This is a genomic window from Streptomyces sp. NPDC030820, assembly GCF_055572075.1.
The window spans coordinates 43960-55316 of the sequence record NZ_JBVIEB010000028.1; the positions used below are offsets into that span (position 1 = coordinate 43960).

The 11357-nt window shown below is 68.1% G+C and carries 9 protein-coding genes and 3 pseudogenes; 4 read left to right on the forward strand and 8 right to left on the reverse strand.

From position 1 onward, the window contains the following. Positions 1 to 5: 5 nt before the first annotated feature. The 4 genes from ACZ418_RS41975 to ACZ418_RS41990 form a co-directional block, all read right to left on the reverse strand. Positions 6 to 926 carry an NADP-dependent oxidoreductase gene (locus ACZ418_RS41975; RefSeq protein WP_468373905.1) on the reverse strand — a complete coding sequence of 307 codons (921 nt, stop codon included), beginning with the start codon at positions 924 to 926 and terminating at the stop codon, positions 6 to 8. Positions 927 to 1376: 450 nt separating this feature from the next. Then, positions 1377 to 1571, reverse strand: coding sequence for a hypothetical protein (locus ACZ418_RS41980; RefSeq protein WP_468373907.1), 195 nt, complete (start codon positions 1569 to 1571; stop codon positions 1377 to 1379). Positions 1572 to 1698: 127 nt separating this feature from the next. After that, complete coding sequence (locus ACZ418_RS41985) at positions 1699 to 1971, reverse strand: hypothetical protein (protein ID WP_468373910.1); 273 nt, start codon at positions 1969 to 1971, stop codon at positions 1699 to 1701. Next, positions 1971 to 2216: a hypothetical protein gene (locus tag ACZ418_RS41990; protein WP_468373912.1), complete on the reverse strand. Its 246-nt coding sequence runs from the start codon at positions 2214 to 2216 to the stop codon at positions 1971 to 1973. The genes ACZ418_RS41985 and ACZ418_RS41990 overlap by 1 nt, the downstream gene beginning before the upstream one ends. Positions 2217 to 2601: 385 nt before the next feature. Here ACZ418_RS41990 and ACZ418_RS41995 point away from each other — a divergent pair. Beyond that, positions 2602 to 2754 (forward strand): annotated as a pseudogene (locus ACZ418_RS41995) (WhiB family transcriptional regulator); the annotation flags it as partial. 20 nt (positions 2755 to 2774) lie between these two features. On the opposite strand, the gene ACZ418_RS42000 reads toward ACZ418_RS41995, so the two are convergent. The 3 genes and pseudogenes from ACZ418_RS42000 to ACZ418_RS42010 all read right to left on the reverse strand — a co-directional run. Beyond that, positions 2775 to 4994 carry an FUSC family protein gene (locus tag ACZ418_RS42000; protein WP_468373915.1) on the reverse strand — a complete coding sequence of 740 codons (2220 nt, stop codon included), beginning with the start codon at positions 4992 to 4994 and terminating at the stop codon, positions 2775 to 2777. Between the two features lie 561 nt (positions 4995 to 5555). Further along, positions 5556 to 6348, reverse strand: a pseudogene (gene istB / locus ACZ418_RS42005) (IS21-like element helper ATPase IstB). Between the two features lie 177 nt (positions 6349 to 6525). Beyond that, positions 6526 to 6729: pseudogene (locus ACZ418_RS42010) on the reverse strand (IS21 family transposase); the annotation flags it as partial. A gap of 266 nt (positions 6730 to 6995) precedes the next feature. On the opposite strand from ACZ418_RS42010, the gene ACZ418_RS42015 reads away from it, so the two are divergent. Genes ACZ418_RS42015 through ACZ418_RS42025 form a run of 3 tightly spaced genes read left to right on the forward strand, consistent with a single transcriptional unit; the run spans position 6996 to position 8633 of the window. Further along, positions 6996 to 7595 carry a sulfite oxidase-like oxidoreductase gene (locus ACZ418_RS42015; protein ID WP_468373918.1) on the forward strand — a complete coding sequence of 200 codons (600 nt, stop codon included), beginning with the start codon at positions 6996 to 6998 and terminating at the stop codon, positions 7593 to 7595. Next, positions 7565 to 8308, forward strand: coding sequence for a ferredoxin reductase (locus ACZ418_RS42020; protein ID WP_468373921.1), 744 nt, complete (start codon positions 7565 to 7567; stop codon positions 8306 to 8308). Before ACZ418_RS42015 ends, ACZ418_RS42020 begins: the two co-directional genes overlap by 31 nt. 13 nt (positions 8309 to 8321) lie before the next feature. Next, the gene (locus ACZ418_RS42025; RefSeq protein WP_468373924.1) at positions 8322 to 8633 is read left to right on the forward strand and encodes a DUF6510 family protein; all 312 of its coding nucleotides are present in this window, start codon (positions 8322 to 8324) and stop codon (positions 8631 to 8633) included. Between the two features lie 738 nt (positions 8634 to 9371). On the opposite strand, the gene ACZ418_RS42030 is transcribed toward ACZ418_RS42025, so the two are convergent. Further along, positions 9372 to 10202: an RraA family protein gene (locus ACZ418_RS42030; RefSeq protein WP_468373927.1), complete on the reverse strand. Its 831-nt coding sequence runs from the start codon at positions 10200 to 10202 to the stop codon at positions 9372 to 9374. Positions 10203 to 11357 lie beyond the last annotated feature (1155 nt).

An 11357-nucleotide genomic window follows, 5' to 3' on the forward strand; every position in this document is an offset into this window, starting at 1 on the left:
CTGATTCAGTCTTCCGTGACGCGGATGATCGTCTTGCCCGGGGTGCGCTTGCCAGGGGCGAACGCGGCGGCTGCCTCGGCGAAGGGCCGCACAGCACCGACGAGCTGCTTGAGCCGGCCGTCCCTCAGCCGCGTGGCGAGGTCGGCGAGCCGGGCGCGGTCGGGTTCGACGACGAAGAAGACCGCCCGCCCGTCCTTGGGCTGGACCTTGGGCGGTACGACGATGCTGACCAGCGAGCCACCGGGGCGGACGAGGGCGGCCGAGCGGTCGAGGATGTCGCCGCCGATCACGTCGAACACGACGTCGGCCTCGCCGGCATCCTCCAGCTTCTCGGCCTGCAGGTCGATGAAGGTGTCGACGCCGAGTGCGAGTGCCCTGTCCCTGCCTGAGGCGCGGCCGGTGCCGATGACACGGGCGCCGGCCTCGCGGGCGAGCTGTACCGCGATCGAGCCGACGCCGCCCGCGGCACCGTGGATCAGGACGGTCTGGCCTGTGGTGAGGCGGCCGTGGTCGAACAGGCCCTGCCAGGCGGTCAGCCCGGAGATGGGCAGTGCGACGGCCACGGTGTGGTCGATGTCCGCCGGCAGCGGGGCGAGGTTGCGGGCCTCCACCGCGGTGTACTCGGCGAGGGCGCCGTCGCGGGTCCAGTCGGCCAGGCCGAACACCCGCTGTCCGACGCTCAGGCCGGTGGTGCCGTACCCCAGCTCCACGACGACACCGGACAGCTCGTGCCCGGGCACGCTCGGGGTCCGGTCGCGGCCGGCGCGATCGGTCCACGTGGCGGGCCAGTCCAGCTCGCCCGGGGTGAAGCCGGCGGCGTGCACCCGCACGATGACGTCGTTCTCGGCCGCGTGAGGGTAGGGAATGTCCGTCAGGGACATCCCGGCAACACCGGCGTCACGGTCTCGCACAGTGATGGCTTGCATACAGGTCCTTACTGGGGAGAGGCCTGAGCGCCCTGCGCTCGCGCGCAGGGCTCATAGCGGCTGCAGGTGGATGTATGCCGTTCTGCACGATCGATCTCACCTGTACTCGCGTGTTTCTTCGCCGCCCGTTGTGCGTTCTCATCGGGGAGACGAGGGGGGCCCGCGGGTGGGACAGCTCAGACGCGCAGTAATTCGTCGGGATGGCTGACCCTGCGGACGCAGTGATCAGACCGTCTGTGATCTGGACCGTGTCGACGGACTAGACCCGGCCTTCCCGGTGGAACACGAGGGCGAGCTCGCCGCCGACCTCGGCGAAGTCGATGCGGCCCGGGTGTCACTGTCGCGCCGTATGCACCATGATCTCGGCGACGCGCTCGCCGCCGTGGATGCGCTTGCGTGCCGCGGCGGCCTTGCCGCCGCCGTCGGTGACGTAGATGGCGTCGGGGTGCATCAGCTCGGCCAGGCGGCGCCGAGGATGCGCTCGACCGTGGTCGTGCGACGGACTCTGGGAACGAAGTGCTCCAGCACATCCGAATTCACGGTTCCGTTCGTGGTCTCCGGGCGGTGCTTGAGTCCTTCGACGTAGGCCTGCAAAAACTCGTTCTTGAAGTCGCCCCGCGGATGAACGGCGATGATCTCGTCCACCTGGCCGCGATCCAGTCCGTCCTGCCTCACCCATGGCCTGGCCGCCCTGGACGGGATCCGCAAGGTGGAGACCGTCCCGGTCCTGCGGCACCTCTAGACCCTCGCATGATCGGGGCACTGGGCTGTTTCAGTGCATCGGGCCGTCCCGGGGCATCCGGGGCACGTGCCGGGGAGCCGGCCTTGGGTTGAGTTCGTTCAGGCGGAGCACGCGGTAGCGGTGCGGCCGGAACGGCTCGTAGAAGTCTTGTATCTCCTTGTCCGCGAGCGACCTGCCAAGCAGAGCCATGCCGGTCATGCGGCCGAGGTGGTAGTAGCCCAGCGGCAGTGCGTCGGCATCGCCGAGGGCGTCGTGGCCGACTTGGGCGGCGGTCCACACGCCGATGCCGGGCAGCTTCCCCATCAGTGCGTACGCGCGGAGCGGGTCCCGGCACACCCGTCGAGCGGGGCGACGTAGCGGGCGGTCTGGATGACGGTGCGGGAGCGATGCAGATCGATGCCGGCACGTCGCCGCGCCCAGCTCGGGACGCTCCGCCAGACCTCGGGTGACGGCGGGACGCGCATGACGCCGGGTGCGGGCCCGGGCACCGGCTCCCCGTACGCCCGTACCAGCTGAGTGAAGGAGGCGGCGGCGTCCATGCCGACCAAGCGCTGTCCGATGATGGCCGGGACGATCGTCTCGGAGAGGCGTCCGGTGCACGGCGCGCAGGGCCCATCCAGGCGGTGCAGGCCACAGTCAGCGGCACGAGATCACCATCAGCACCTCCGCACGGCGGGTTCTTAATGCGAACCGGCGCCTCGATGCCGCGGAACAGCGCGCGGCCCCCTGACTTGCCGGTGGCCCGGAAGGCGGCGGCACGCCGGGCCCGCGCCAACCATCCCGTGGTTACGTCCAGAGAAGTGATGAACGGGTTCGCCTGATCCGAGGGTTTACTCCGGCATCGGGATGGTGCCCACCTAGAAGGCGCGGGCACCGGGATCTCGACACCGAGCTGTTCTCCCCCGTGAGCCCGAAGGGCCCCGGCCAGCGCCGGCCGAAGAAGCGAAGTCCGCGGGCAAGACGTGCCCCGTCCGCCGGCCCTGCGCCAGTCGGGCTCTCGCCACAGCACATCAGCACACAATCTGGTGCGGCATGCACGAGAAAGAACTGAAACGCACGGTGCCGAAACTTCCTCTGCCCGAATGAGGTCGGCCGTCGCCGGGCGCCTACGTGAGACGTCGGCGTCTGGTGACGGTGACCCACGACCCGGGCCGACACTCCTCCGAGGCCGCTCGAGCTGGTTCCAGGATCGCTGCCTGGAGGCGTTGGACGACGTCGATGTGGTCCGCCGTCCAGATCGTTCTGACCATCTCCGCGCTTCCGGGTTCGTTTGCCGCGACCACGTCGCAGCCGACCGCCTCCAACAGTCGGCCGGCCAGGAGCCGGGTGTCGATCGGGGCGGGAACCCTGCCCCTCCCTTCAATTGCGCGCGCCGTACCGACGTACCACTCGAGCACCAACCCGCTGGCGTCAAGGACCTCCGCGCTCGCCGCGCTCTGCGCTTGCCTAGAGGCACGATCGGCACCCTGCCAGAGCCGTAGGACGGCCTCGGCAGTGAAGCGGAGGACCACCACTGCGTTGGTCAGAGCCGTCACCCCCGCCAGTGGGACGTACTTCGTCCCGCGTTCTGCGAGGAAGTTGCGCAAGGCGTCGTCGAGGCGGCTGGCCGCCGAGGCCGCCCGTCGGCGCTCGGCGTTCGGCACGGAAACCGACCGCACGAGCCCGTCGTCACGGGTCAGCGCGAACTCGACCGCGCTCTGAAGGTAGCGGGCGCCGCAGAAGAAGGCTTCGGCCAGTGCCTTTCCCAGGGCCGAGTTCGCCCCGCGCGGCCAGAACAGGACACCGACAAAGAGGCTGACCGCACAGCCGATGGCTATGTCCTCGATACGGACGAGTCCGAGTTCCCAGCCTCCCGGGCTAATGAGGTTGTACAAGATCAGCGACGCCGTGGTGAAACCGGCCTGGCCCAAGGTGAAAGAAACGGTATCGGCCCCCAGGCCGGCACAGGCCACGGCCACCGGGAGCAGCAGCCAGTAGACCGTGGTGTTGGTACCAAGAGCAAGAATGAGCCCACCACCGACCAGGAACCCGATACCAGCCCCCAGCAACCCGCGTAGAGCATTCTGGCTCGTGTTCAATGCGGTCGTGCGAAGTACGGCCAGGGCGCCGAAGACAACCCAGAAGGAATGCCGTACGCCAGTCAGTTCCGCTATCAGCACGGCCAGGCCCAGGGCGGTCGCCCCGCGCGCGCTGTTGTGGAACCACACCGAATGCCGCTCGGCATGTGCCCGGAGGTCCTCCCATGCAGAGGCGAGCGCGGACTTCGTTCCACTGAGGGGGCGCCCCAGAAGCTGTCGCCACCAACTACGCCGGCAGGCGGCGGCAAAGAGTCCGGCCTGGGTAGCGATGACGGAAACGGCACAGGTCATCTCCTGTGCACGGAAAGCCGGCTCGAGCGAGGTCATGAACTCGCTCAGTTCACTGTCGGAGGACGTCCCTGGCCGGGCCCGGGCGGGGTACAGGGGAAGTGCCGAGGTGGCAGCGTGCTCCATATGCTGTCGTGCCCGAAAGAGACGTCTCAACTCGGCGTCCAACAGCCGGGGGTCGTCGGCTGCCGATTCCAGGAGGACCGCGCTGTGTCCGAGAAGCGTCGCGGCTTCCGTTTTGACCTCGCAGACCGCGAGTGCGATCGACCTCGGCCGCGGATTCAGCGGCATTCGCCTCAGGATCGTATCCAGCCATACCACCTGGTCGATCAGGCGGACGAGCGCCCGCTCGGCCGTGGCCAGCCCGGTCGACCGGTAGGACGCGCCGAAGAACGCCGAGCGCAACTCCGTCGCCGCTGCCGTCGCCTCATCGGCCTCTACTTCGGAGATCGCACCGCCGGCCGGCACGAAGCCGTTGCTCACGCAGTCGGCCTCCGCACGCAAGCGACAGGCCTGCAGGGCACAGGCCCGAGCCGCCGACAGCCGCAGCGGCTCGCGAACCGGAGCCGGCCACAGGACCGTGATCGCCAACAGTGATGCCGCGCCGGCCAGTAGCCAGCCCCCGAGCCGGTCGGGTATCGACTCCACCGAGCCCGGCAAAGTGACCGGCAGGATGAAGCTGGCCAGCAGGGCTGTGCCCGCGCTTGCCAGCACCGAGCTGACCAGGCCGACGAACAGCACGACGAAGGCGACGATGAAGGTGGAGCTCGTAGCGGTCCAGACGGTTCGGGACGCGAGAGTGCCCAGGCAGATCAAGACGGCCCCGGCCAGCACCAGCCCGAGCTGTGCCGAGATCCGGGCCCGCATGGGACCGGCGAACTCGACGAAGAGCAGTGTCGCGAATCCGCCGAACGCCGCGAACAGAGTGAGGTCCTCGTCTCCGACGAGCTCGAGGGCCACGGCGACCACTGCAGGCACGACGCTCCCTGCCCTGCTTGCTCGGCGAAGTGCCGAAAGGGCCGCACCGCCCTCGCGAAATCGGCCTACGATCCGTTCCTGTGCTCTGCCGCGACGGCTCCTGCTGTCCGAAGGGCTGCACCTACGGGAAGCCTCGACCATCCGTTCATTGTCGGCGCAGGCGCGCCGTCCCGCATCAAGCCAACGCCCACACCGGTCTCTGAGAACCAGCGCTCCCATCGAAGAGGCCAGCGACGCCGCCTCAGTCGCCGGCTCGACGTGCCCATCGCCCTTGCCTGTGATCACGACCCGCCGCGGGAGTGGCGGGACGAAGCGGGGAGGAGCACCCTTCCTTGCGTGCCGGCTCCGTCAACAGTGGCACGTACGCATCGGGATCCCGCCCGGATGCCTCGACGCTCACTCTCTATTTGGGAGCCGCAGGCCGCCATGCTCCTGCCATGTCCGAGCAGCATCATTCCACTGGCGACGTGAGCCGTCGGCGACGGCTGAATTGTGAGCCGCTGCCGACCGACGAAAATGACCCCCTGCGTCTGTCGATGTTGGTCATTCTCCGGTGTCAGCCGTGGGAACCCGTCCGAGGTCGCGGCCGCGCATGCGGTAGCTGTCGCCCTTGAGTGAGATGACTTCGGCGTGGTGGACGAGGCGGTCGACCATGGCAACGGCGACGGTGTCGTCACCGAAGACCTCGCCCCAGCGGCCGAACGGTTTGTTGCTGGTCACGATCACCGAGGCCCATTCATAGCGGCCCGAGATGTACTGGAAGAAGAGGTTCGCCACCTCGGGTTCGAAGGGGGTGTAGCCGACCTCGTCAACGGCGATCAGCGGGATGCGACCCAACCGGGTCAACTCATCGCTGAGCCTGCCCACTTGATGTGCTTCGGCCAGGCGGGTCACCCACTGGGCGGTGGTGGCGAAGGCCACCCGGTGGCCAGCCCGGCAGGCCCGGATGCCGAGCCCGGTGGCCAGGTGGGTCTTGCCGGTGCCGGAGCCCCAGAAAGATCACGTTCTCCTTACCGACGACGAAATCCAGCGTCCCCAGGTGGGCGATGACCTCGCGTGTCACAGACCGCTGGTGCTCGAAGTCGAAGTCCTCCAGTGACTTGCGGCAGGGGAAGCAGGCTGCCCGGGCGCGTCCCTCGGAGCCATGCGAATCGCGGGCGGCGACCTCCCGCTGCAGGCAGGCGACCAGATACTCCTCGTGGCTCCAGCCCTCGTCACGGGCCCGCTCGGCGAGCGGGGTGGCCGCATCCCGCAAGGTCGGGGCCTTCAACGCCTTGGCCAGGTAGACGAGTTCGGAGGAGACATCACGGCTGTTCGCCGTCTGCTTGGCAGCCATCACGCGACTCCCTCGCCGGTGCTGAGGCCACCGTCGATGACACCGAAGACCCGGTCATAGGTATCCAGCGACCGCTCTTCGACTTCCGTGGTCACCGTCGGTGCCGCCTTCTTGCCCACGGCCGCCTTGCGGGCCGCAGCGGCAGCCGCCGCGTGATCGGGGTCGGTGATGGTCTGATGGCGGGATCGGCGGCAGGGCGAGCATGCGAGAGCGGTCGGCCTCCAGCCGGTCCGACGGACGGCCCTGCAAGGTGCGGTGGATGCGCCGGTTGGCCCTGGTCAGCCAGTCGGCGAGCTGGACGGTGAGGTCCGCCGGCGAAGTGAACACCCGTCCGGGCAGAAACGACGTCTCCAGACAGCCATTGGCTCGCTCGACCAGGCCGACACTGGCGTTGCCCGCTGAGCTCGACCCCAGTCCGAACGCGCTGTACAAGACCATCTTCGACGCGCGCAGGAAGCTGCGGGCTCAATTGGCGGATGCCGGGCACTTCGACTGACTGCGCAATGTGTGGGCCGACGTCGCGCCGAAGGCCGGACGTGCGACTGAGGGCTGTGGGAGTGAAGGACGATAAGAGGCGTGTGTTCCCTGTCGCTGATATTTTTGAGGGGCGCTAGCCCTGCTTACGACGAGCCGATTGGACGGCCAGCATGGCGATCATCTCGCGCGGTTTCCACGGCCGTCGGCCGCCCACGGGCAGGAAGCTGCCACCCGGGCAGTACGAGACCACGGGCTTTCCGGTCCTCTCGGCCGGGCCCACGCCGTGGATGAGCACAGACAAGTGGGAGCTGTCCGTCACCACGGAGACCGGGAGGCGGCACAACTGGGACTGGGCCGCCCTCACGAAGCTGCCGTCGGAAACCCCGACGGCAGACCTCCACTGCGTGACCAAGTGGTCGAAGTTCGGCACCCGGTGGCAGGGGGTGTCTTTGGACGTCCTGCTCGCCGATGTCGAGACGGCCGCTGAGTACGTCCTCGTCTCCTCCTACGGGGGCTACACCACGAACCTCCCGATGGAGGATCTTCTGGACGGCAAGGCCTGGATCGCGTACGGCTACGACGGCCGGCCGCTCGCCCCCGAGCATGGCGGTCCGGCCCGACTGCTCGTCCCGCACCTCTACCTCTGGAAGTCCGCGAAGTGGGTGCATGGACTCGAGTTGCGAGAGAACGACACCCCGGGGTTCTGGGAGAGCGCCGGCTACCACAATTACGGAGACCCGTGGCAAGAGCAGCGGTATCGAGGAGACTAGGCGACCGGCTCCGATGGAGGGTCGCCGAGGTGACAGAACGTCGCGCTGAGTCCACGACGGCCGTCACACTGGTGCTGGAGGTGCCGGAATGGCCCGGCCATCTGGCAGGCCAGCATGTAGACATCCGGCTGACCGCGGAAGACGGTTACAGCACACAACGCAGTTACTCCATCGCCTCGGCCCCGGACGGAACGCGCCTGGAACTGACAGTACAGCGCGTCTCTGATGGCGAGGTCTCGCCCTACCTGGTCGACGAGCTCATGCCCGGCGACCAGCTGGAACTGCGGGGACCGGTCGGAGGCTGGTTCGTCTGGCAGCCGGAACAGCAAGAACCGGTCCTGCTCGTGGCCGGAGGCTCCGGGCTGGTGCCGCTGATGTGCATGATCCGCTCGCGGCGTGCAGCCGGCAGCCGGGTTCCCTTCCGGGCGCTGTACTCTCTGCGATCGCCGGCCGAGCTGCTGTACGGGCCAGAAATCCGCCAAGGAACACCAGGGGTCGACGTCACACACATCTACACCCGGGAAGCGCCACAGCAGTCCGCGCGCCCCACGGGCCGCATCACACCCGACGACCTGGTACGCCACGGATGGCCACCGGACTTCGCGCCCACCTGCTACGTCTGCGGACCCACGGCATTCGTCGAGAAGGCAGCTGCCTACCTGGTACTCCTCGGACACGACCCCGAGCGAGTCCGCACAGAGCGCTTCGGCTGAGGAGAGGACTGAGATGACGGCAGGCACACCGGCAGACGCTGGTATCCCACGCGACGCAGAGGGCGGCTACATCGACGGCAACGCGCTGGCCGGTCCCCTGGCCGAACTCTTCGCGGTCGACCTGACAGCAGCGACCAGCCAGTGCGCGCACTGCAGCAACACAGGGCACGTCGCACTCCTGCACGTATACCGCCAGGCACCGGGACTGGTGGCCCGCTGCCAGCAGTGTGGACAAGTCATGCTACGTCTGGTGCGCGCACCGGAGACGGTCTGGCTAGACATGAGCGGCATTACAGTACTGTCGATCCCCGTCGGCGCCGACTGAGCCATCCATGGCCTCCCGTGCGGACGGCACGCCGTCGCCGTCGGCGCGGCTAGCTTCGGTGGTACCCGCCACGACCGGAAGGCGCTCGGATTTGTCACCTCAAGCGGAACCTGGGGCTTCTGGAAACGGCCGTCGAAGCAGGTACCGCTCCTCAGGTCGGAGAACCGAAGGCCACGACTGCTCCCCCTTCTACCAACCACCGCAGATCGTAGGACGCTTGGTAGGAGGGCGGCCAGAAGGGCGTCCTGCCTCGAAGTAGGAGGTGCTCCCGTCTGCTCCCGTCGGGTTGGAAGGTCCGGGTGGGTCGTGCCATCGCCGTAGGCCAGGCGGCCTGCGGTGACAGCGGTGGGGATCTGCTCAGGCAGCACGATGGCGCCGTCTCGTGCAGGTTGTCGATGTTAGCGGCGACGCTGCGTTGCAGGTCGCCTTCGACAGGCCGGGCACGGATGTGGACGCGCGTGCTTCCAGGCGGCAGGGATCGTCCTGGCGCCGTCACGGTCCGGCGACGGCCGACTGGTCGTCGCGTGCGCCGTGACGTTGGATCCCGACCACCTGGCGGTCTGGGCTTTCGCGAGTGACGTCGCCGTCGTCGGCACCGCGTGGGACCCCGTGCAGCGCCAACGGGACGCACAGGGTCCAGGAGAGGGCGTCCAGCTCGGCGGGGTGCTGATCTCGTATGCGTTGGGCACGACGAGAAGGGGGCCTCCAACAGCCGCCGCTTCCCGCGGGTCTGCGCCGCTACTCACCTGGCTGCGCCTGTTCACTTCTGATGCCCTTCGCGGCCTCCGCTTCCTCGGCTGAGATGTCCTCGGCGATGGCAAGCACCCGCCGCAGGCTGGCGGAGGGAATCACGACGCCACCGGCGCTGTCCATGTAGATGTAGTCACCGGGACTCACGCACACACCGGAAATCTCAACAGCCCCAGCGCAGGCGTACGGCATCACCGTGTCGCCGCCCCATCGGACCGCCTCCCCCCTGCACCAGGTAGCGAAGCTGTAGCCACGCAACTGGCCGAAGTCACGTAGCCGACCGTCGGCGAGGATGCCGGCCAGCCCGGTGCTGTCTGCCCTGGCAAGCTTTGTGCCCCCGCCATGGGACACGTCGGCGTGCCCTCCGCTGGAGAGCACGAGCACCTGACCCGCCCCGGGCGGGTTCCCGAGTGCTCCGTAGAAGTAGTACCGGAAGTCATGGCCCTCTACAGCCAGGTCCTCGCGGTAGGGGAGAAAGGAGATGGTGGCTGCCGGCCCGAAGAGATAGCGGAGAGGGTCGGGGCTCGACATGGCGGGTATGTGCGCTCGGTGGCCGTGGACCCGGTTCATGGCGTCGACGAGCGTGGCGCACCCCAGGCGGGCTGCCTTCTGAGCCAGTGTCTCGTCTTCCATCAGCTTCTCTCGCTTCCTGCATGCTGTGTGCCAGAGCCTCCGCCCGCCGGGCCGGGACCCGCACCGCTGGCACTCCTCCGCGGTGGCCAGTGACGAATAGGTATGCCAGAGAACTGCGCCTAGCGTGTGAGGGTTCTTACTGTCACTCACCCCTTTCAGTGTCGCGTTCACAGACTTGCGGGGCATCTTGGCCACCGTTCTCGCCCCGGCGTCCTGTCCGGGACGCGTTGCGTCCTCTTGCTCTATGTCAATCAGGCTGCTTACCGAAGGGAGTCGTGGTGAATGCCGATGTGGGCGTCGTTGAGGAGGGCGCGGTAGACGACGTCGGAGAGTCGCCGTCGCAGTGCGCGTATGGCTTCGGTGCTGGGCCTGAGTGATCGCGATGCGGTGTAGGGCTGCGTTGAGCGGCCGGTTTCCGGTGCGGGCGAGGCGATGTGGCCGAGGGCCGTGGCGGCCTATCCGCGGCAAACGCCGCGTCAGCGCAGGGCGAACAGGTACCAGCCGCGCTCAGCTCAGGAAGCCTCGTCCGCACCGGCCGCGCCACGGAGGGCTTCAGCGGCGACGGAAGCACCCTCTACACCGGGAGGGGCTCCAGACAAGGGACACCCGGTCGGTCGACGCCGACGACCACGACCGCTTCTGCTCCTCCAGGCCCTCCGACCGCGGGGCTCCTACAACCTCCTTGGATGGTGCCGGAGCGGCGAGTCCACAGCCTCCGCCTCTCGGAAACAGTGGCGGAGCCCACTTCCGGGTTCCTCTGAGACCCCGCCGGCCACACCGACAAGTCGACGCTCAGGCGCAAGTTGCTCCTGACTGCCTCGCGCGAGGCAGTGGGCGAGCGCTCGCTTAGAAGGCGTCCCGCCAATTCCATTCGGTCACCACACCATTGCCGCGCGGACACGAGCCGAAGCCAGCCACCGTGCCACGAAGCTGCCCTTTGATGCAGTCGGATGCCTCACCGTGTGTTGTGTTTGGAAATCACAGCCCAGGCACGTCGGCGCGACCAGCGCCCGGGCGAAGCTGGCGCCGGGACTCTGGGGCCGGCGTCCTGCCCTTGAGCAACCGTGGTGCGCTGCAGCCGCGCTGGCCGACCCTGGGATGCCGACGGCGCGGACCCTTGACATGATGGGGCAAGTGCCAAGAAAACGCCCCTCCCGCTCGGCCGCGTTGAGGGGTATGGGTTGAGGCCGGTGCACACCCGATACTCGGGCAGAGTCCGCCTCGGGCCTGGGGGGGGGGGGGGGGGGGGGGGGGAAAACAAAAGAAGAAAGGGGAGGGAAGGGACCGTTGAAAAGAAAAGGATGGCACACCAGAGCACACAACAACCTCCCAAGCGCCACC

Bases quoted from the DNA above. Each gene is read 5' to 3' on its own strand.
- ACZ418_RS42025 (WP_468373924.1), top strand. From the start codon at position 8,322: ATGACGGCAGGCACACCGGCAGACGCTGGTATCCCACGCGACGCAGAG.
- ACZ418_RS42015 (WP_468373918.1), top strand. From the start codon at position 6,996: ATGGCGATCATCTCGCGCGGTTTCCACGGCCGTCGGCCGCCCACGGGC.
- ACZ418_RS41985 (WP_468373910.1), bottom strand. From the start codon at position 1,971: ATGGGGAAGCTGCCCGGCATCGGCGTGTGGACCGCCGCCCAAGTCGGC.
- ACZ418_RS41975 (WP_468373905.1), bottom strand. From the start codon at position 926: ATGCAAGCCATCACTGTGCGAGACCGTGACGCCGGTGTTGCCGGGATG.
- ACZ418_RS42030 (WP_468373927.1), bottom strand. From the start codon at position 10,202: ATGCCCCGCAAGTCTGTGAACGCGACACTGAAAGGGGTGAGTGACAGT.